The following is a 20,364-nucleotide window of genomic DNA, read 5'->3' as shown; positions in this document are numbered from 1 at the left end:
TGCCCAAAAATAGACAATTTTTTCAGTAAAGCCTGCCTGCCGACGCGTTTGCGCGTAAAGTAAGCAGGCTTACTATTTTTGGCAAGGATCCCGTCATGTTCGACCCTACACTGCTCATACTTCTGGCCCTGGCTGCACTGGGTTTTGTCAGCCACAACACCACCGTCGCGATTTCCATTCTGGTCCTGATCATCGTTCGCGTCACACCGTTGAACACCTTCTTCCCGTGGATAGAAAAACAGGGGCTTACCATCGGGATCATTATTTTGACCATCGGCGTGATGGCCCCGATTGCCAGCGGAACGCTACCGGCCTCAACGCTGCTGCACTCCTTTGTAAACTGGAAATCGTTGGTGGCGATTGCGGTGGGCGTTTTTGTCTCGTGGCTTGGCGGTCGCGGCGTGACGCTGATGAGCAGCCAGCCTTCGCTGGTGGCCGGGCTGCTGGTGGGCACCGTGTTAGGCGTGGCGCTGTTTCGTGGCGTGCCGGTTGGCCCACTGATTGCTGCCGGTCTGGTTTCGCTGTTTATCGGGAAGTCGTAGTCAGGCTGGCGATATAGCGGGCCGGCGTCTGTCCCAGTCCTTTCTTAAACATGGTGATGAAGGCGGTGGTGGAGTCATACCCCAGCGCCTGCGCCGCCTGCTGGACCGACTTCCCGCCGATCAAAAACTGCAATGCGACAATCAGCTGGAGCTGGTGCCGCCAGCGGCGAAAGCTTAAGCCGGTCTCTTTCACCACCAGCCGCGCCAGATTGCGTTCGCTCATGGCAAAGTGGCTTGCCCACTGCGCCAGCGTCTGCCAGGCGGCAGGTTCGTTTGCCATGGTCTCACTCATCAGGCGAATTTTTGGATGCGGAGATACCGGCAGCTGTAGATGCTCCTGCGGTTGCAGGGGCAGTTCATCAAACAGGACGTCTACCAGCCTTCCCGTAGCGGGAAGAGGCAACTCTTCCCGTGACCTGTCCGCAAGCGCCAGCACCAGCTCCCGCACCAGGGGCGATATTTTCAGCGTACAGGTACGCGTCGGCAATTCGAGCGCACCGGGTTCAATAAACAGCAGGCAGAGCTGCGCGCCGGGCGTCGCCTTGTTGCTGTGCGGCGTTTGTCCTGGGATCCACACCGCATACTGGGGCGGCACCATCAGCATCGCGCTCTCCACTTCACAGGTGATCGCTCCACCCAGCGCCATAATCAGCTGCCCTTTGCGGTGCTGATGCAGCGGAATAAATTGTTCCTGTGCCACCACGCGGATGCGAAAGGCCACCGCCGCGTCGTGCTGGCTATCGGGATCGTAGCCGTCGAGCCCCAGTCCGTACATAAAGTTGTCCGATATTAGCGATAAACTGTCATTTTAGCCTGATTTCAACCACAACTTAAATCGGTATGGTATGCGCTCGCCTGAACGTAAGAGACAATAATGACTACTGCTATTCAACCTTCCGGGAAACAGGGTGCACTGCTGGTTGCAGGCATCCTGATGATCGCCACGACGCTGCGCGTCACATTTACCGGTGTCGCCCCCCTGCTCGACACCATCCGACAGGACTATGGCTTAAGCACGGCGCAAACCGGCCTGCTCACAACGCTGCCCCTGCTTGCCTTCGCCTTTATCTCTCCCCTTGCCGCAGGCGTCGCCCGGCGCCTGGGCATGGAGCGCAGCCTTTTTATCGCTCTGCTGCTGATTTGCATCGGGATTGGCGTACGTTCGCTGCCGTCGGCCGCGCTGCTGTTTATCGGTACGGCGATCGTGGGCTGTGGGATTGCGCTGGGCAATGTCCTGTTACCTGGCTTAATCAAACGTGATTTTCCGGGCCAGGTCGCAAAACTCACGGGGGCGTATTCGCTGACGATGGGGGCCGCCGCTGCCGCAGGGTCGGCGCTGATCGTCCCGCTGTCGCTGGGGAGTGGTGGCTGGCACGGAGCGCTGTTGATGCTGATGTTCTTCCCGCTGGTGGCGCTGCTGCTGTGGTTACCGCAATGGCGCCAGAGGCCGGCCGCCACCCTGACCGGCGCGGGCGCGTTGCACAACCGGGCTATCTGGCGCTCGGCACTCGCCTGGCAGGTGACGCTTTTTCTGGGCATTAACTCGCTGATTTACTATGTCATTATCGGCTGGTTACCCGCGATTTTGCTTAGCCACGGCTACAGCGAAACGCAGGCTGGCTCCATGCACGGGCTTCTCCAGCTGGCAACCGCTGTTCCCGGTCTCGCCATTCCGCTGATCCTGCACCGTCTTAACGATCAGCGTGGCATAGCCGGGCTTGTCGCTCTGATGTGCGCTGTCAGTGCGGCCGGGTTCTGGTTCGCGCCGGGGCTGGCCGTCGTCTGGACGCTGGTGTTTGGCTTTGGATCCGGCGCCACCATGATCCTCGGCCTGACGTTTATCGGACTGCGGGCCAGCTCGGCACATCAGGCCGCCGCGCTCTCCGGCATGGCACAGTCGATTGGCTATCTTCTGGCGGCCTGTGGCCCACCGCTGATGGGGAAAATTCACGATACCGCCGGAGACTGGCGCATTCCGCTGCTGGCCTGTGCGCTGGCTGCGGTAGTGATGGCCCTGTGCGGCATGCTGGCCGGGCGTGACCGGGAGATCACACCCCGCTGACATTCAAGGCAGACCTGACGGTCTGCTTTTTTTATCCCTGCGCCGCCCGCAGCATGGCCTGTACCAGCACGACAGGTCGCCCTTGAAGCGCAGCCCGCTCATGCTGGAACAGGGTGATGACAAAGAAAGGATGGGTTATCAGCTCTGCCGCGCGGATCTCGCCCTGCTCGTCCCAGCCCGTTACGCGCATGTCGCCCCGCTCAAGCTGGCTGGCAAACTCAGACGAGACACCGTAATTGCAGTGATACCCCTCCTGAATTTCCGGCTTGCCATACGCTTTGGCAATCAGCGTGTTATTCCGCAGCTCTATCGCGTCGGTTTTTTCTACCAGCGAGCAGGTCAGCGGCGCAATCACCATCCTTCCCTCGGTATCGGTTTCGGCATGGCCTGCATCGTGCCAGCCCAGTACATTACGCGCATACTCAATCAGCGCATGCTGGAACCCGCCGCAGGTGCCGAGAAAGGGGATGCTATTCTCACGCGCGTAACGCGCCGCAATAAACGCCGCCTCGGTGTTTTTATACGGGCTTGCCGGTACCAGCCAGATGGCATCATACCCGACGAGGTCTTCGGGGCTGGTCAGCTCAGGCGTGGCGAGCCAGTCATAATCAGCGGTGAGATCCAGAACCGCAGCGGCGTCGTCAATCGCCAGCGGGATCGCCTGGTGCGCAATAACATCAGGATTGAAATCACCAACCAGCGCAATGCGCAGCGTCGTTTTAACCGGGGAGAGTTCCATGAGAGATTCCTTATGCCGGAGGATTTTCAGATAACATAAGGAGCCTCAGACTACCGATCTTTTGCAATTATCACAATACCTTAAATTGGGTGGATAAAAGCCGGGTGCTATAGTGTTCTTGCCGAACGTCGCACGGCAGGAGGAAAACGGATGATTCAATGTAAGCGCGTATATGAACAGGCAACGTCAGACGATGGTTACCGGGTGCTGGTAGACAGACTCTGGCCGCGAGGAATAAAAAAGACCGACCTCGCCTGTGATGAGTGGTGTAAATCGCTAACGCCGTCCAGCGAACTGCGAAAAGCTTTTCACAGTGAAACGATAGATTTCACTGCGTTCAGTGAAGCCTATCGTAAAGAGCTGGCGCAGCATCAGGATGAAGGCAAACGCCTGGCGGCCCTCGCCCGACAGCAGACCGTGACGCTACTCTACGGGGCGAAAAACAGGGAGCAGAATCACGCGCGGGTACTGGCGGACTGGCTACGTAAACTGTGATTAACCGATCGCCAGCTCATCCACGTTGTGTGGCATCTCGTCGGGAGTTAGCGGCATCAAATGTTCCGGGCGAACAAACGCAAAACCGTGCTGGTTATCAAAGGCGTAAACATCACCGGTGACCAGCCACAGCGCACGTGCTGATGTATCAGGTAATTGCGTCATGACGCCGTTAACCGGGTTTACAAAACGCTGGCCCGGCTGACAAAGGCCAAACAGCTCCACGGATTTACCGATATTTCGACGGCCTGCCGCCGTACGCGCACCCACGATCATCGCCATGCTGCCCGGTTTTAACTGAAACATACTTCTTCTCGCAAACGTACTGCCAGAAACTGGCTAAGAATAATCCTAAAGAGAAGTGTATCGCAGTTTTATTGCCCTTGTCATCTGGTTGGTTGCGGGTGATCGCGTCGGTAGAGATCCCATTCATCGATCACTTCCCCGCCTGGTAATTTGCACTCGGTACGTACACCCTGCGGGCTTTGAACAGGGATTTGCTCTCCCCCTTTCTCCAGACAGTACACTGACGCCGGGTTTGCCATACCAATAGCGTGCGGCGGTTGAGGCGCATCAGGAGGGGTGGTCTTTGTTGAGCAGGCGGCCAGCGGTACAACCAGCGCCAGGAGAAGATATTTCATTATCATGATCCTTCAGGGTGTAAAAACGTCAGAGTAACGGGTCATCGCCGTTTTCTCCATGATTTCTCCATTAAACCTGCACGATTCCCTCTTATAGTGATACCTGTTCTCACACTGACCAGAGAACATCATTCCGTAATCAAGATGTTTTGCCCCGATCTCAACATCGGGGCTTTTTTTTAGCCTCTCCCTCATCCGCTTTCAGAAGAATCTATAAAATTAATCCTGTTCATGTTTTACTATGACCGGAGTCTAAATTTTCAGCATAACATGCAGATACAGAGGTCTTCTGCATGGGAGTCAACCTGCCTCATGTCAGATATCATTCTTGCCCGTGTTTCAGAAACCCTCTCCACTGAGCAATCTCTCGACAGTCTTGTGCGTCAGCTACTGGAAATGCTGGAAATTGTGACGGATATGGAATCAACCTACCTGACCAAAATCGATATTAACGCGCGTTTGCAGCACATTTTATATGCCCGTAACAGCAAGCAAATGCAAATCCCGGAAGGGTTCAGCGTGCCCTGGGACGAAACGCTCTGTAAGCGCGCCATGGATAGCGACACTTTGTTCAGTAACGAGGTGCCTGACCGCTGGCCGGAGTGTGAAGCGGCAAAAGCACTGGGTATTACAACCTATATGAGCGTGCCGGTTCACCTGGCTGACGGTTCTCTGTACGGCACGCTTTGCGCTGCCAGCACCGCACAGAAACAGTTCAGCGAGCGTGGCGAGCAGGTGATCAGGCTCTTTGCCGGGTTAATTGGTCAGTACATTCAGAAAGAGTCGCTTGTGCTTCAGCTTCGCGAAGCAAATGCGGCGCTCATTGCCCACTCTTACACCGACGCCCTTACCGGCCTGCCGAATCGTCGCGCCATTTTTGAAAACCTTACCACCCTGTTCTCACTGGCGCGCCATCTTAGCCGCAACGTCATGATTGCCTTTATTGACCTCGATGATTTCAAGCGAATCAATGACCAGTACGGGCATGAGGCGGGCGATCGCTTCCTCGTACAGGTCGGCAAGCGACTGACTCACGAGCAAACGCAGGATGAGATTATTGGCCGGCTCGGCGGCGATGAATTTCTGGTTGCCAGCCTGAGTCACAGCGATGATGGCGACGCCAGTACAGAGATCAACGCAATCAAAACCCGCCTCAATGGTCTCATTGCGGGCGAATACGGGTTAGGCAATGCCACCATTCTTTATCCCGGTGCAAGCCTTGGCGTCGTTATTGTCGATCCTCACAGCACGGATGAAGATAGCGCCCTGCGCACCGCGGACCTCGCGATGTATCAGGATAAAAAAGGAAAAAGCAAAACAGGCTTTGTCGCGTTAGATTAAAACCGTACACTCTACGGCCTTATACAAACTCAAACAGGTGATGGCATGAGAATAGGGATCCTCTTTCCGGTGGTTATTTTTATCACAGCGGTAGTGTTTTTAGGCTGGTTTTTCCTTGGCGGTTACGCCGCGCCGGGGGCATAAATGAGAAAAACGACCATCATCATGCTGATTGTCGCCATCGTGGCCGTCGCCGGTACGCAGTTAGGCTGGTGGTAACGCCCAAAGTAAAAAGGCCGCCGTCAGGCAGCCTTTTTTAACACAGGTCAGATTTAGCTTTTGATTTTTCTGTAGATAAACAGAACAACCAGCGCGCCAATCACCGCGACGACAAAGCTGCCGAAGTTGAAGCCATCAACTCTGCCAAAGCCGAACAGGGTACTGATCCAGCCGCCGACGACTGCACCCACAATCCCCAGAATGATCGTGACGATGAAACCGCCGCCATCTTTGCCCGGCATAATCCACTTCGCCAGGATCCCCGCAATCAGCCCAAAGATAATCCAGGATAAAATTCCCATAGCTTTCCTCTCTGTATGGTTTTTGTCATTAAATCAACGACACAGAAAAGGATAGCACAGGATCTGAGAAAGGAAATTTGTGATAAAAATCACACGGCTCGTTTGAGTAAAATATGAGCAGTAAAAAATGTCGATCCACACTCATCCTGGGGTTGCATCTTCTACTGAGAAAGATTATCTTTCTCATTACTGAATAGTTGAGCAAATAACTCAGGTATTCAGTACGACATTGCTCACATTGCTTCCAGTATTTTTTGCCCACTTTTTAGTGGGCTTTTTTTTGCCTCAACCCACCAAAATCTGGCGTTTTTTCTGTGGAGGTGAAACGCTATTCTCTGTGGCTTCTGAATAACCAAAAAGCGTTGATAACATGAACGTATCGAGCAAGTTCGTCATCTGCCTTAATCTTGTTTCTGCCAGTACGCTACTGTTACTGCTCTCAACACGGTTTGAGTGGTTCTGAGTTGAAAGGAGCCTGGCAAGGTGGATTTCCTTCCGATTCCGTGCCGGCTCAACTCTCATACTTGTAGCTTTTATGACCTGTGATAAGATCCCTGCACCTCAGGACGTGGCGGGACAGCAGGAAAATGAAGAAGGCCATTGCCGTTGCTATCATCTCAACCCTAATGGTCGTCCTGTCGCTGTATGCGGTTAACGCCATTATCGCTGAGCAGCAAAAGAACCGGCAGAGGGAGATCTCCCACACGCTCTTAAGCTATTCCGAAGAGTTAACACAAAATATCGCCAGTACGCTTAAAAATACCACCGTGCAGGGATGCGATAGCGCCAGTCTGAACGTCTACCGAAAATTAAAGATGCGTAGTCTCTATTTCGCCGATGTGGGGTTTATTGAAAAGGGGAAAATCACCTGCACCGCGTTTTGGGGCAAGCTGGCAAATCCCATCGCCCTTCCCCCTGAGCTGCATAAAACCCAGAACGGATTCAGTCTGGCGCAGTTTTCGCAGAAAGATTTCTTTATCGGCAATGCGACAATCTATAACCACCTTATTATCTTCACCTCCCGTTCAGCCTACGATAAATTTGCCCCCGTTACCGCCAACTATTCGCTTCGTTCTTCCACTAAAGATTTCGGCCGCACCTTTTTCACCGTTACGCCGCCATCAGAAAACCTTAGCCGCTTACAGTCTCTGTTATTTACGCTGGCTGTGACAGAGTGCAGTACACGCTGGGATTTGTGTGTCACCGTCACACACCACGATGCCGGACTGGCTTCGCTCTCCCACGTAGTGATGGTGCTTCTGTGTCTGTTTTTATACTTTATCTGGGTATCCCTGACGCTGTTTTCTCTTCGACTTTATGAAGACCGACGTTCTCTGGAGCGAACGCTGGTCAAGGCGGTGAAAGCGAATACCATCAGCGTTCATTTTCAGCCCGTTATTCGGGTGGCTGATAAGAAAATCGTCGGGGTTGAAGTGTTATCAAGATGGCAGGATAACAATCACAAAGAGGTTTCTCCTGAGCTGTTTATCTCGTTAATCAAAAAAATTGGCCTGTATAACGTTTATTATCAGAACATGATAAAGAAATCCCTGGCGGAAATTGCCGCGCTGGCCGCTGAACATCAGTTAATGATTTCACTGAACGTTGGCCGGACGGAAATTGAAGACGGCAAATTCCTGTCGGTATTACGTCATGCATGCTCAGAGAACGCGATTCCTTTATCGTTAATCAAAGTTGAGTTATCCGAGAATGGCGTTTCCACCTCGGCCATCCTTGAAGAGTTTTGTGAGGAGCTTAAATCGGCAGGCGTCAAAATTTCAATAGACGATTTTGGCGTGCAAAACTCTAATCTTGCCAGGCTCACAAATCTCAAATATGACGAAATCAAGGTAGATAAGTCGTTAGTGGACGGCATCAGCGAGCACTATAAACAGGATATCCTGCTGATCTTCAGCGACGCGCTCGCTAAACTGAACAAAACCCTGGTTTTTGAAGGGGTTGAAAGCGAAACACAATTTCAGTTCATCGCGCAGAGATACCCCGATGCCCTCGTACAAGGCTGGTACTTTTCAAAGTCGCTAACCCGGCACGACCTCGCCAGGCTGCTGGCAGACTCAGCGCGATGATGCGTTATTCATTGCCCCACTGATTCAGGAAGTTCGCAATATCGTCAATGCGCGCTTCGTCTATCTCCGCCTGGACAGCCATCTCCCGCTGCGCCTCTTCACTGATTTCCTCATTGTTGTATAAGCGAGTGAGCAGCAGCTGGAAATAGTGTGCCAGCGGCGTACGCTCTGCCTCTTCTACCGGTTTCGCCGTTTCAGTCGCATACTCGTCGACGATGTCATAATACTTGAGCGGGATATCATGGGTCATAGCGTTGTTTCCGTCTTGTGTGCATAAAAAACGGGAACCCTCAGGCTCCCGTTGTCATTTAACCCAGCGAGTGGATTACATGTTCGCGATAATCGCGTCGCCAAACTCTGAGCATTTCAGCAGTTTAGCGCCTTCCATCAGACGTTCAAAGTCATAGGTGACGGTTTTCGCGTTAATCGCGCCTTCCATACCCTTAACGATCAGGTCTGCGGCTTCGAACCATTCCATATGACGCAGCAGTATATCATTGAAGCCAACATGACCCATTGATTTTCGAGAAAAAAAACCATAATTATAGTTCTTATCACGCGTGTTAAACCTTCGGCTAACCCATTGATTGAGCTATATCAAATTTGGGTTTTGATAACCTCTTTTTAACAAAATTCACTTAGGAAACTCATCCCTAACTCATTAGGTCGTCTTGTTAGGTTTGTCATCGATAGTTTCTGTATGTTTGATAGAAAATAAACTTTTATAGACTGACTGAATCCGAGCCTTATCGGAATCGGTGTGATCGGCACGATTTACATACTCTAATGTTTCTCGAGCCAAAATAAGTGCAGCTTCTTCAAACTCGTGGGGCCAACTACTTCCTAACATAGAAAGTCCTTTGAGCACTCTCCTTTGGATCTCACTCATACCGGCACCATCACGGGCAATAGGTAAGAAAAAGTCTTCCAGTAACTCGCTGTTCTGAAGTGGCGCAACATGTATTGAAGGATATGTCACTCTAATTTCATCAGATTTATTCTGCGCATAAGCGGATAGTATTCGCACACCTCTGCCAATGACATCAATTGCGGTGCCAGGATCGTTCACTGCTGGTGAAAGAGCCCTGCAGGCTATTTCAGCCATAACGCTAAGACAAAATCGGGGATCCTGAGAAAATGAACGTACATCCGACACAATGATTGTATCTAGCAAATCTTTACTGATTAATGGCCCCTGCCCCTGACTCAGATACAAAACTGGCATCGAAGGATGTATGAAGCTGCCTGGCTGTGCCACAAGATATACATGTCGATGATCCTCAGTCAGCAGCCTGCTGAGTTTCAGCATATCAATATATTCAACATAGCCAATCATCTCCGGATAAACGGCAACCGTTCCGTTTGGCTGTTCATTGTTCTCAAGCCATGGATATCCGTCTAAATATGGACTTTTTGCTCTTTGAATAAATGTTTCGGTTGCTGCCTGTTCCACCTTTGCTGTCGTCTCGCCAACCCTTCCCAGAGAGGTCAAATGCTATATCCAACGAAGCAATGTGATGAGGATTAAGGCAATGACCACCAGTGTGACAACGAATAAAATGACTCTGCCCCTTTCTCCGTAGGCTCCCATATTAAGGGCAATGATTCCTACCAGGCTGAAGAGAAATGAACCGATGAAGGTGGCCAATACATTTTGTGTGGTTACGTCTTCAACAACTAAACGTGTTGCTCTTGGCGTTACATTAGTGGTAGCTGAACCATATGCTGTGACCATGATGCTCAGCGAAAAGGTGGTAACAGCTAACATACTCGATGCCAGTATGTTTAGAATGTTATCCACTGCTTCTGCGCCAACCTTAACTGATACCGACTCAGGGATCATTGATTTAAAAAGAATAGATAATAGAGCAGTTATTATTGCTACAATTGCGAATAACGCTGCCCTGAACCATAGTTTTTTAAATATTTGCCTCAGAATCCATTGCCAACGCGAAATCATACTGCATTCCCTCGTATTGTAGCCGAGAAAAATAAATGCCGCCCTTAGAGCGGCATGGGGATATTAACGAACCAGATGCAGGAAGTGCAGATGTTTTTCGTACTGGTCGAGTATGTCATTAATAAGCTGTTCCTGGTTCCAGCCCATCACATCATAGTTTTGTCCGCCCTCTTTAAGATAGACCTCAGCGCGATAATATCGATGCTGCTCAGCCTGCTGCTCATCATTATCAATCGCAGCCAGAGCGAAGGTCGGTGAGTTATACCCGCGAAGCCTCACTTCATAAATATAATTCAGCTCGTTGCCCAAATCGACCTCAAGTCGGATACGATCGTCAGCTGCGTCACTGATATGGCTTATCGTCCCTTGCTTGTTCAGTTCTTCTTGAACCAGCGTCATGGCAGGTTGGATAACGTCATCCATAAAGCGTTTCACAAGGGAACGTTTCGGTAGATAAGCAATATTGCGCAGCCTTCTCTGCCATGGAATTGGGTTTCGTGCAGCTGTTGGGGCAATAGTCGCCATGCTCAGACTTTCACGCTTAGTCAAATCCCGACGTAGCGCTTTTAAAAGTCCGTATATGGATATCAATAAGATAGCGGAGAAGGGTAATGCACTTGCTATTGTCACCGTTTGCAACGCGCTTAGCCCTCCCGCAAGGAGAAGTGCAATAGCAACAATTCCCATGAGCGAGGCCCAGAAAATTCGCTGCCAGACCGGTGTGTTTGCTACCCCACCTGATGCCAGAGTATCCACAACCATTGCTCCTGAATCAGCAGACGTTACAAAGAAGACGATGACCATCGCCATTGCAATAAATGACAGCACGGAGGAGAACGGGAAATGCTCTAGGAAATTGAACAGGGCCAGCGCGACATCCTGCTGAACTGTATTGGCGAGGTCAGTCGCCCCCTGGTTCATAATGAGATAGATCGCGCTGTTACCAAACACCGTCATCCACATGAGCGTAAAACCGGCGGGAACAAACAGCACGCCAGTGACAAACTCGCGAATGGTTCGGCCACGGGAAACCCTTGCGATGAACATCCCCACAAACGGCGACCATGAAAGCCACCATCCCCAATACAATAATGTCCACCCGCCCAGCCAGTTACTCGACTTGGGCTCATACGCGTAAAGGTTGAAGGTTTTACTTACCAGTTCCGAAAGATAACCGCCCGTATTTTCCACAAACGACTTCAGCAGAAGCACGGTTGGTCCGAGACACAGAACCAGCGCTAGCAGCAGCACCGCCAGGCCAAGGTTGAGCTCAGAAAGAATACGTATTCCTTTGTCCAGGCCGGACACCACCGAAATCGTCGCTAACCCCGTGATGACGACGATCAGAATAACCTGCACCGTTTCATTAATGGGTACCCCGAAAAGATGGTTCAAACCGGCATTTACCTGCAAAACGCCGTACCCAAGCGATGTTGCAACGCCAAAGACCGTGCCTATAACGGCGAAAATATCAACTGCATGGCCTATAGGCCCATAAATTCGATCTCCGATAATGGGATAGAGTGCAGAACGTAGCGTTAAAGGCAGGCCGTGACGATAACTGAAGAAGGCCAGGATCAGCGCCACAATGGCATAGATTGCCCATGCATGCAGACCCCAGTGAAAGAATGTCAGACGCATTGCTTCCTTCGCTGCCGCAACAGTCTCTGGTGTGCCGACGGGAGGTGAAAGATAATGCATCACAGGTTCGGCAACGCCAAAGAACATAAGACCGATCCCCATCCCTGCCGAAAAGAGCATCGCAAACCAGGAGTGATAGCTGAAATCAGGTTGCGCATGGTCCGGACCCAGCTTGATATCACCGTAGCGTGAGAGCCCCAGAAAAGTGACACTTAGTAAAATCAGTGCTACAGCAAGGATGTAGAACCAACTGGCATTCGTGAATATTTGTTGCTGAAGTAATTTAAAATTTTTGTCGGCTACATCCGGGAATACAGCGGCAAAAGCAACAAGAAGGAAAATTAACAAAGCAGATGTAAAGAATACCGCTTTGTTAATCTGGCTTTTAGACTTCTTTGGGATAGTATCATTTTCACTCATAATTATTCATTCCATTAACTTAGATCCGCTTAAGATGATAGGCATTGCCTCTCATATAGTAGCAAAAAATGAGCAGTAAATGGGGCATATAATCAGAAGTCACGTCGTGGTTATATTCTCATAGGCTTTCTCCGATTATGTATGCGGTAATACTCTCTCATCACAATTGTTGAAAGTCCCACGGCTAAGGCTCGTTTAAGGGTTAAATCAGCTTAGATACAGGAAATTTTTTATATAGCGTGCAAACTGCCACGTCATAAATTATTGCTACCTGCTTCCTTTCAACACCATTTGAAATGAGCCTCCCGGCCTGCGCCCATTGTTAAGGAGTTAACTTCGAGCGCCTGCCGCCGATCCGGCCTTTTTCCCTCGCAGCCGCCAGACCAGCCCGGGTGCGTTCACCAATCAGCTCTCTTTCCATTTCCGCCAGTGCTGACATGATGTGAAAAATGAAACGCCCCATCGGGCTTGAGGTGTCAATGCTGTCCGTAAGGCTCTTGAAGTGAATACCGCGCTGTCGAAGCTCGTCCACCAGCAGCACCAGATTTCGCATGCTTCGCCCGAGGCGATCCAGCTTCCATACCACCAGCGTGTCGCCCTCACCCAGCGTTCGCAGAAGCTTTTTGAGCGCTGGTCGGTTTGCTACCGTTCCGCTCATTTTTTCTTCGAAAATCTGTTCACATCCTGCGCGTTCGAGTGCTTGTCGCTGGAGATCCGTATTTTGGTCATTTGTTGACACCCTTACATAGCCGATTTGCATATTTTTCACCCACTCATTTCTGCAAAAAAATCAGGTGAAGTTATCGGCAAGGCTACCTCGGGGCAATCTATAAAACGTCGGTTTGGTAGACAGCAATGGTGTCATCCCATTAGAACTGGGAGGAACAGGTGCAAAGACTGCCAGTTCTGCACTCTCAAACCTTGGCGCGCTGAGCTTGAGCGGAGGTACATTAACGAATGCTCTGAATATCGCAGGTATCGCTGGCAACCCTTACGCTTTTACCGTTGAAGGACTTTCAACGGTGGGTAGTGTATGGGCTCATACGGTGATGGTTAACGGTACTCCTCGCTTCAGGGCAGGTGTTGCAGGCATTGGTGGTGCCGTCTCTTACCAAATCGCAGGAAGAAATAATGGCACCGATGCATTCTCAACAATGCTGTCTGTGAAGCCAGGCTCAGTTGTTTACACTTCTGAAAATACCACTAAAGCCTCCGACGGCACGCTGAAAGCAGCTTCGCCGGTGGCCAGAATCGTGAAATCTCAGAACGAGAATCAGCGTACCGATATTGATGAAAATGATTTTATCTGGTGCGGCTGCGGTACGGCTAACGCAGAGGCGGAGGGAGTATTCATTTCTCGGATCGGCACAGGGGTTTACGAACTCACTGGTTCGGCTGGCCTGGCGTCTGAGGGATGGCAGTTACTGCCGCCAATGGATCCAGGCGGCATGGGAGAGCTTGGGATTGTTGAAGCAGAGCAGACAGAAAGCGGTGGGCTGACTATCCGCCTGTTCAAGCGAAAGTACATACTGGGCGATGACGCAGAGATCGTCAAAACGAAAGGAGAACCGGTGGACGTGCCGGTGAACAGTTGGATCGATGTTCGCCTGGATATGCCAGATGATTCTGCCTTTAATCAGCGGATGAATCAGGAACTTCAGCCATAGCCACACGCTGATTCCAGATACTGTTTAGCGGCATCTCTACACGGACACTGACAAACTGATCGGCCGGAATATCGGCCGGTTCACCATCCACTAAACCTTCCCGTGAGTTCCTCGCAAATATCGGTGCTCCCGGATATTCCCGGTGGAATGTTTTCACGAGCACTGACCCGTCGGCATTTACCTCGTAGTCAAGCCAGATTAGGGCCTGCCCATTGCGATCTTTAGGGATATCGAACCCCCCATCAATCCCACCCCACGCCGCATCTGAATTCATACCCATGCAGCCCTCGATCAGATACTCTCCGGCTTTCATGCGAGTTACGGTACAGCCCTCTGATTCGTTATTAGTTTCAAACGAACCGTCTGCATACAGTTTAACTACTGGGGAAGCTGCTTTTAACGTGCCGTCACTAGCTCTGGTAGTGTTACCAGTGTCATAAACTCGTAACCATGGAAGGAATGAGGCGCTTTCTCTTGCCCTCCACCACATACCCTGGTTTCCTCGTCCCCCAAGCTGAAAGCAGTAGGATGAATCGGAACTATGAGCACAGTTTATCCCCATAAACACAGCAGTAGCTGAGGGACCGTCATAAGGGCTACTTAAAAATCGGCCATCGATAGCTATATCCCAGCCAGCACTACTATTACCCGGCCCGCCCAAGCCAAAATCTCCCCGGGATAACATCTGTCCTGTCGAGCTGTAAGCATCCCGTGTCGCACTACTTCCTAAACCGAGGTTTGTGCGAGCGTCAGCGGCATTCGTTGCCCCGGTCCCGCCCTGCCCAATCGGGATAGCTCCATTACTCCCCTTCTGCGCCAGTTTACCGATCGCCGGAATGGTCACGCGTACGCCGTTGATGGTGACGGTGATGTTCTGGTTTGCTGAGGTGGTGGCGAACGTCTCCCAGGCGCCGATGTTCTCGTCGTACTCGTTGATGAGCTGAGACATGCTCTGCGCCAGGCCGTCGACCGAGAGACTATCAGTAACAAGAATGCCGTACTTCTGGCCGCTCAACGCCGGAGACGCGGCAGGCGTAACCGTCAGTGACGTCGCACTGTTGATGGCCGTGATCTGAAACATCTGTACCGGGTTAGAAAGAACAAATAACGTCTGGCCAACCCGAATCTGGCTGGCGGGTGCCGTCCAGTTCGTGCCGGTGCCGGTTGCAGTGTTTCCGTTAATGGCGATGGTGCCAGTGTTATAAAGCATATTTTCTCCAGGCAATAAAAAACCCCGCCGGAGCGGGGTTTGTTCAAAACTGAATGGGTTAGTGGCAGGTGGTGCTGGTGAACGTGTTGGCGCTCACCCATGACCAGTTAAAGGGATAACCGGCGCGGTACTGCGTCTGATTATTTTGCTTGCGGACTCCGTAGATCTGGACGCTGCTTTCCTGTCCGCCAACCAGGGCTGTTCCGGTGCATACAGGTTGCTGCTTCTCAATAACGCCAGCGCAACCGGAGAGCAATACCGCTACCGCCAGGCAAAGAATCATATTTTTCATAGTTGTTATATCCCAGGGCATTCATGAAGCTACACAATAACAATATGAATCAACGGGATATAATTGATTTGTTAGATCAATTATTCGAAATTGATCGTTTAAAACGATCAATCATAGTTGGCGCAGTTAATGGCCATAATCACGTTCCTCAGATTCGAATACGCGACGTTTTGAAGGTTGCCGCCGGGGGTTGTCTGCGGTCTGGCGAATATCCGCGTATTGCTTCCCTCAAGTTTTGCCATGCTCTTGTATATGGCCATGTATGGCTGCGGCTGACCGCCAGCCGATATAACCCCGGTAATTAGCCCCAGCATGGCAGGCATACAGGCCCACTTCCCCGCCAGAGTTGTATTGATGTTGTATCCTGAGCTGGCATCCACCCCGGCGGTACCGAGGGTGACAACATCGCTCAGCGTGCGCGTTTCGTTTGTTAAAATCAGCGTCCCTGATGCATCCCACACAGCCAGCCCGTAGTCTGGCTTTGTCTGCGGGAAAATAGAGAAAAAATAAACGTACGCTGTGCCGGTTGCATTCGGTCTGAGAAAATCAATCGTGATGGTGTTCCCGCTTATCGTCTGAGTGATTTCGACCTCAACCGTGCAATGAACGAAGGCGACAACAGGCTGACCTGCGGGGAATGTGTGCGTCACTTTGGTATTGAACCCCGATGCTCCCTGAAGTGCCGCTGTCTTTCGCGCCTGAAGAGCGATTGGCGAGCTGTTCGCGGTCACCCATATTTCCCCGCTCGTGGTCGTCAGTAAAACGCCATACTCCGCCATTTATGCCCTCTCGATCTGGAAAATGAGATAAGCCGCTGCCGCAGGCTCAGTCCCTGCTGAGTAGTCGGTATCGCCTACTGCTGACACTGTTGCTGTTCCCCCCGAAATGGTGATCTTCCTCCGACTCGTACCAAACTGATCGCCGTTCATGCTCTGAAAATAGGTCAGCCTGCAACCCGGTGGAAGCGCTACGGTGTAAGAGCCTGTTTTCTGGTTCTGGGCCAGCTGGAGATAGCCACAAACGCTGACAGGCTTAACGCCATAGTTATTTACATTGCCTGAGGCGTCCCATGTCTGAACACCATATTCCGCCATCCAGTCCTCCTGAAAATAAAGAGGCCCCGTAAGAGGCCTCCCGTTACCATGTTCCCGTGATTCTCCCGATCTGCACCCTCAACACATTCCTGGAGTCCCGCACGCTGATTGTCTGGTTTGTCTGTTTCATGGACCCCTCACCAGCTGTCGAACCGTAGTTCTCAAACGTACCGCCCTTATCCAGCCTCCACCCGACTGAGCCAGCAACATAGTTATTGGACTGGATGTAGTTGCCGATCTTGGCGTTGCTGATGGTGCCATCACCTATCAGCGCGTTTCTGATGAACACCTGCCCGTTCTGAATAACGAACGGAAGCGTAACGGTCGCTCCGGCCTGGTGAGTAACGGCGAAACGGTCAGCCAGGAAGATAACCTGCGACTGCATGCCGGACGGCGTATTCTCCACGCCGATCCCCATCCCTGCCGCGTAAAGCTGACCATTGCTGGATAACCCGACCTTGATGCTGTACATCGCCTTCAGGTCCCCGTTAACGTTCGCAATGGCCTGAGCGTTAGTGGTAATGGCTGACGTATGCCCGTTGATGGTCGCCGTGATGCCGTTTATCTGCGTGGCCGTGGCCTGCTGGTAATCGGAGAATGTCTGGTTCAGGCTGTTGATGGATGCCTTGTTGCCGTTCACGTCAGTCTGCAAACTCAGCAGCGAACGCGCCGTTGCCTCCTTCTCGTTGACGATCACCTCATCAATGCGGTCCAGCTGCGCGCTGTTACCGGCGACCGATGCAGACAGCGTTTTTCGCGCCGCCACCTGCGCCAGGTTACCCTGAATAATCGCGATGGCGGAGGTCTTCACTCCCCCCGCCATGCCGTCCGCAGACACGCTGATGTTATCGATGCGCTGGCCCAGCGCGGTATCGGCCGTCGCCACTGTCTGCTCAAGCTCGCTCAGAGAAGAAGACACATTTCCGACCTTGCTCGACAGGTTTGTAACGCTGGTCTGAACCTTCCCGATATCCTGGGCATTTTGGGCAATTTTCTGCGCCTGTTGCTCCAGTTCGTCGTTGGCCTGTTTGATGTCGTCAGCCATGCCAGCAATTTTTTCATTGCTGTCTACCGCATTTTCGATCAGGTCTTTGAAAGTATCGGAGCCTTTCATGTCCTCCAGAATATCGTTGGTTATTTCACTGACATCTATCGAGGACGTGCCCATGACCCAGTCGGTCCAGTCCCCGGCGTTACCGATACGGTCAATCAGGCGCGCGCGGTACCACTGGCGAACGCCGGCAGGCATGGGGCCATGCTGATAATCTGCAGCTGGGTACGGCACCAGGACCAGCAGTTCAGGATTGGCGTAGTCGGCAGTTGTGGCGCGCTGAATCTCTGTATAGGCCGTGTCGCCTGAACCATCCGGAAATTTCCAGGTCAGGTCGATATGCCAGACCACATCTTCGGTCGCCAGGAAGTTTAGCGGAGTACCCGGTTTTCCCGTTTTACCGGAGAGATAAGTTGTTTCACCGTATCCCCATGGTGACGACGTATCCTGCGCATTCAGCGCCCGGACGCGCACGTCATAGCTGCCCGAATAAATGCCCTGAACCGAGAAACCCTGCGCGCTGGTAACCGGAACGTTTATCCAGTCCCCGTTGTCCTTACGCCACTGGGCAACATACCGGATTGCGCCCTCTACCTTATCCCATGACACCTCTAGGCTTGCTACAGTCAGCCCCTGAAACACATGATCGCTCTCAGTCACCACGATATTCTTCGGTGCAGACAGGACGCTTATCGGCGTGACGGTGATCGGGGGCGACTCGACCCGAACGCCGTCATCGATGTAACGGTATTTGTTTGGATCATGCTGAACGGCCGTAATAGTGAAACCGCCTGTACTGTTGTCGTTAGCCGCGATTGAAGTGACCCTGAAGTACTGTATTGCGAGGTTATCACTGTCAATCGCCCAGACGGCGCCCGCCACAGGAATCTGACTGAATGCCGTAGCCACCGTCACCGTTTTTTTATCTGCGCTCACCGCGCTGATTGTCCGCGTCTGGGCTTTTCCGTCGGTAAGGTTAACCACCAGCCGGTCTTTCGACGCGTAGTCTATTTCTCGATCCAGGGTAATCTGGCGACCGTTGACCGCCCTTATGCGGCCCCCGTTCTCCTTACCAGAACGGAAAGGATCGGCGACACCGATTATTTCAGCGGGCAGAGGGATATAACCGTCCAGCCCCACGCCAAACGATACGGTCCCGTCTTTGGCATTGGAGAGCAATACCCAGCGACCGCGTCGGTGCGCTTCACTTTGCGAGGTGCAGCCGATTGCGGTCAGGGACGTCTGCCGGACGTCGTAACGCTCTACAAGCGCCGAATCGTAGACCCCCTCAACGGTATCGCTGTAATGGTTCTGCGGATCGGACCAGGACACCAGGCAGGAGCTGTAGCGATTCTTGTATGAGCCGCCCGCATAAGTAAACAGCCCATCGATAACGTTTGAGGCGTTATAAACCCAGTCAACATCGTCCTGCGGGACGTCTGCCTGGACATAAATCTGATCGTTGCCCCAGAACGTTATTCCACGAAATACCGCGGCGAGATCGTTAAGTACCTGCCAGGCGTCCTCCTGGCTCTGAATGAAAACGTTGCAGGTGAAACGCGGTTCGGTGCCACCGGCCCCGTCGGAAACCATTTCGTCACAGTACTGGGCGATTGAATACAGCGCCCACTTATCCACCATGGACGCATCCACGCGCGTGCCCATGCCGTAAATTTCATCCAGAACCAGATCGTAAAAGATCCAGGCAGGGTTATTGGACCAAGCCATTTTGAACCCGCCGGACCATGAACCAGAATAGGTTCGGGTTATCGGATCGTAATTTTCCGGAACCTTAATCAGCTTGCCTTTTATCTTACAGGTCACTTTCGGCGCACTGCCGTTGAACTGGCTGCTGTCCACTTCGACATACAGGAGCGCTGTTAAAGGATAACGAAGCTTGCTGTCGATGACTTCCGCATAGGAAAACACCTTGAAGGCGTTAACCAGTTTCGAATTTGATCCGCTGGCATCAGCCGTAATACGCCTGACCCTGACAGACCAGCCGGACGTGGATTTTGGCAGTTCGATACGGTGGTCACGCTGATATTCCGTCGTGGTCTTTCCGTCAAACTTGCCGTTTACAACCGTTTTCCAGGCGCTGCCGTCCGTTGATAAATCGATCGCATACTCGGTAACCGTGCCCACCATATCGCCATTATCTTTATAGAGATACTGGACCGGAAGGCTGAGCTTGATGCGGATGGCATCCAGGGAAAGGTTGGTAAACTGACGTGTCCAGGGCGCGGTGGTGGTGACAGTTGTGCCCACCGCCAGCTCGTTATCGACCTGGGGCATCCCGGCAATATAGGTCTGGTCCTGTGTGCCCTTGCGGAACTCCCATTTCACGCCACTGAAATTGTATTCCCCGCTGTCGTTTGCCAGCGGCGTATCGTTGAGAAAAATGTTCTGAGCGGTCAGGTCGCCCTGTATTTCCCCCTCAGAAACGGCAATGAGCATTTTTAACTTTGCGACCGACAGCAGATCGTCTGGCTGCTCAACCGGAGTATGGGAACTGCCACCTCCCCCTTTGGCACCCTGCAGGATGGTTTCTTGTTTAAGAAGCTGCATTTTTTCACCCATAAAAAAAGATGCCGAAGCACC

Annotated in this window: 20 protein-coding genes and 3 pseudogenes; 8 read left to right on the top strand and 15 right to left on the bottom strand. The window is 52.0% G+C overall.

Features of this window, described 5'->3' with window-relative positions; genetic code table 11:
* The first annotated feature begins 95 nt into the window (after window positions 1-95).
* Window positions 96-542 carry a DUF441 domain-containing protein gene (locus tag RY075_RS09210; RefSeq protein ID WP_003857881.1) on the top strand — a complete coding sequence of 149 codons (447 nt, stop codon included), beginning with the start codon at window positions 96-98 and terminating at the stop codon, window positions 540-542.
* On the opposite strand, the gene RY075_RS09205 is transcribed toward RY075_RS09210, so the two are convergent.
* Window positions 526-1,317, bottom strand: coding sequence for a helix-turn-helix transcriptional regulator (locus tag RY075_RS09205; RefSeq protein WP_022650813.1), 792 nt, complete (start codon window positions 1,315-1,317; stop codon window positions 526-528). The genes RY075_RS09210 and RY075_RS09205 overlap by 17 nt on opposite strands.
* Window positions 1,318-1,416: 99 nt before the next feature.
* Here RY075_RS09205 and RY075_RS09200 point away from each other — a divergent pair, with 99 nt between their 5' ends.
* A complete protein-coding gene (locus tag RY075_RS09200; RefSeq protein ID WP_022650812.1) occupies window positions 1,417-2,604 on the top strand; it encodes a CynX/NimT family MFS transporter in 1,188 nt (395 codons plus the stop codon).
* Between the two features lie 31 nt (window positions 2,605-2,635).
* Here RY075_RS09200 and RY075_RS09195 read toward each other — a convergent pair whose 3' ends face one another.
* Complete coding sequence (locus RY075_RS09195) at window positions 2,636-3,343, bottom strand: CTP synthase (protein WP_022650811.1); 708 nt, start codon at window positions 3,341-3,343, stop codon at window positions 2,636-2,638.
* 150 nt (window positions 3,344-3,493) lie between these two features.
* On the opposite strand from RY075_RS09195, the gene RY075_RS09190 reads away from it, so the two are divergent.
* On the top strand, window positions 3,494-3,838 hold the full coding sequence (locus RY075_RS09190; RefSeq protein ID WP_003857886.1) for a DUF488 domain-containing protein: 345 nt from the start codon (window positions 3,494-3,496) through the stop codon (window positions 3,836-3,838).
* Here RY075_RS09190 and RY075_RS09185 read toward each other — a convergent pair whose 3' ends face one another.
* Together RY075_RS09185 and RY075_RS09180 are read right to left on the bottom strand one after the other, a co-directional pair.
* Complete coding sequence (locus RY075_RS09185; RefSeq protein WP_022650810.1) at window positions 3,839-4,144, bottom strand: hypothetical protein; 306 nt, start codon at window positions 4,142-4,144, stop codon at window positions 3,839-3,841.
* An 80-nt stretch (window positions 4,145-4,224) separates the two neighbouring features.
* The gene (locus RY075_RS09180) at window positions 4,225-4,479 is read right to left on the bottom strand and encodes a DUF333 domain-containing protein (RefSeq protein WP_022650809.1); all 255 of its coding nucleotides are present in this window, start codon (window positions 4,477-4,479) and stop codon (window positions 4,225-4,227) included.
* A gap of 312 nt (window positions 4,480-4,791) precedes the next feature.
* On the opposite strand from RY075_RS09180, the gene RY075_RS09175 reads away from it, so the two are divergent.
* Window positions 4,792-5,820 (top strand): sensor domain-containing diguanylate cyclase, encoded by a 1,029-nt coding sequence (locus RY075_RS09175; protein ID WP_023315855.1) that lies wholly within the window; start codon window positions 4,792-4,794, stop codon window positions 5,818-5,820.
* Between the two features lie 45 nt (window positions 5,821-5,865).
* The gene (locus tag RY075_RS09170; protein ID WP_015570793.1) at window positions 5,866-5,964 is read left to right on the top strand and encodes a YoaK family small membrane protein; all 99 of its coding nucleotides are present in this window, start codon (window positions 5,866-5,868) and stop codon (window positions 5,962-5,964) included.
* 128 nt (window positions 5,965-6,092) lie between these two features.
* Here RY075_RS09170 and RY075_RS09165 read toward each other — a convergent pair whose 3' ends face one another.
* On the bottom strand, window positions 6,093-6,341 hold the full coding sequence (locus RY075_RS09165) for a GlsB/YeaQ/YmgE family stress response membrane protein (RefSeq protein WP_003857896.1): 249 nt from the start codon (window positions 6,339-6,341) through the stop codon (window positions 6,093-6,095).
* Window positions 6,342-6,711: 370 nt separating this feature from the next.
* On the opposite strand from RY075_RS09165, the gene yncL reads away from it, so the two are divergent.
* Complete coding sequence (gene yncL, locus RY075_RS09160) at window positions 6,712-6,804, top strand: stress response membrane protein YncL (RefSeq protein ID WP_071524166.1); 93 nt, start codon at window positions 6,712-6,714, stop codon at window positions 6,802-6,804.
* A gap of 124 nt (window positions 6,805-6,928) precedes the next feature.
* Complete coding sequence (locus tag RY075_RS09155) at window positions 6,929-8,428, top strand: EAL domain-containing protein (protein ID WP_338628475.1); 1,500 nt, start codon at window positions 6,929-6,931, stop codon at window positions 8,426-8,428.
* 4 nt (window positions 8,429-8,432) lie between these two features.
* On the opposite strand, the gene RY075_RS09150 is transcribed toward RY075_RS09155, so the two are convergent.
* The 5 genes and pseudogenes from RY075_RS09150 to RY075_RS09130 all read right to left on the bottom strand — a co-directional run bounded on the left by RY075_RS09150 (window position 8,433) and on the right by RY075_RS09130 (window position 13,209).
* Window positions 8,433-8,678 carry a YmjA family protein gene (locus RY075_RS09150; RefSeq protein ID WP_022650806.1) on the bottom strand — a complete coding sequence of 82 codons (246 nt, stop codon included), beginning with the start codon at window positions 8,676-8,678 and terminating at the stop codon, window positions 8,433-8,435.
* A gap of 75 nt (window positions 8,679-8,753) precedes the next feature.
* Window positions 8,754-8,924 (bottom strand): annotated as a pseudogene (locus tag RY075_RS09145) (NADP-dependent isocitrate dehydrogenase); the annotation flags it as partial.
* A gap of 165 nt (window positions 8,925-9,089) precedes the next feature.
* Window positions 9,090-10,388, bottom strand: a pseudogene (locus RY075_RS09140) (DUF2254 domain-containing protein).
* 63 nt (window positions 10,389-10,451) lie between these two features.
* Window positions 10,452-12,449, bottom strand: coding sequence for a choline BCCT transporter BetT (gene betT / locus RY075_RS09135; protein ID WP_058677626.1), 1,998 nt, complete (start codon window positions 12,447-12,449; stop codon window positions 10,452-10,454).
* 202 nt (window positions 12,450-12,651) lie between these two features.
* Window positions 12,652-13,209 (bottom strand): annotated as a pseudogene (locus tag RY075_RS09130) (recombinase family protein).
* Window positions 13,210-13,291: 82 nt separating this feature from the next.
* Between RY075_RS09130 and RY075_RS09125 the strand changes: the two are divergent.
* Complete coding sequence (locus tag RY075_RS09125) at window positions 13,292-14,116, top strand: hypothetical protein (protein WP_338628474.1); 825 nt, start codon at window positions 13,292-13,294, stop codon at window positions 14,114-14,116.
* Here RY075_RS09125 and RY075_RS09120 read toward each other — a convergent pair.
* The 5 genes from RY075_RS09120 to RY075_RS09100 form a co-directional block, all read right to left on the bottom strand.
* Window positions 14,082-15,326 (bottom strand): phage tail protein, encoded by a 1,245-nt coding sequence (locus RY075_RS09120; RefSeq protein ID WP_338628473.1) that lies wholly within the window; start codon window positions 15,324-15,326, stop codon window positions 14,082-14,084. The two genes, RY075_RS09125 and RY075_RS09120, sit on opposite strands and share 35 nt — an antisense overlap.
* A 58-nt stretch (window positions 15,327-15,384) precedes the next feature.
* Window positions 15,385-15,618, bottom strand: coding sequence for a hypothetical protein (locus RY075_RS09115; RefSeq protein ID WP_017382566.1), 234 nt, complete (start codon window positions 15,616-15,618; stop codon window positions 15,385-15,387).
* 107 nt (window positions 15,619-15,725) lie between these two features.
* Complete coding sequence (locus tag RY075_RS09110) at window positions 15,726-16,397, bottom strand: hypothetical protein (protein ID WP_338628472.1); 672 nt, start codon at window positions 16,395-16,397, stop codon at window positions 15,726-15,728.
* Window positions 16,398-16,712 (bottom strand): hypothetical protein, encoded by a 315-nt coding sequence (locus RY075_RS09105; RefSeq protein WP_022651029.1) that lies wholly within the window; start codon window positions 16,710-16,712, stop codon window positions 16,398-16,400.
* A gap of 43 nt (window positions 16,713-16,755) precedes the next feature.
* On the bottom strand, window positions 16,756-20,343 hold the full coding sequence (locus RY075_RS09100; RefSeq protein ID WP_338628470.1) for a DUF1983 domain-containing protein: 3,588 nt from the start codon (window positions 20,341-20,343) through the stop codon (window positions 16,756-16,758).
* Window positions 20,344-20,364: the final 21 nt, after the last annotated feature.

The organism is Enterobacter sp. JJBC (genome assembly GCF_036936505.1).
GTDB lineage: Bacteria > Pseudomonadota > Gammaproteobacteria > Enterobacterales > Enterobacteriaceae > Enterobacter > Enterobacter hormaechei_C.
Note: the sequence above shows the minus strand (reverse complement) of the source record. Positions and strands in the feature narration are given on the sequence as shown.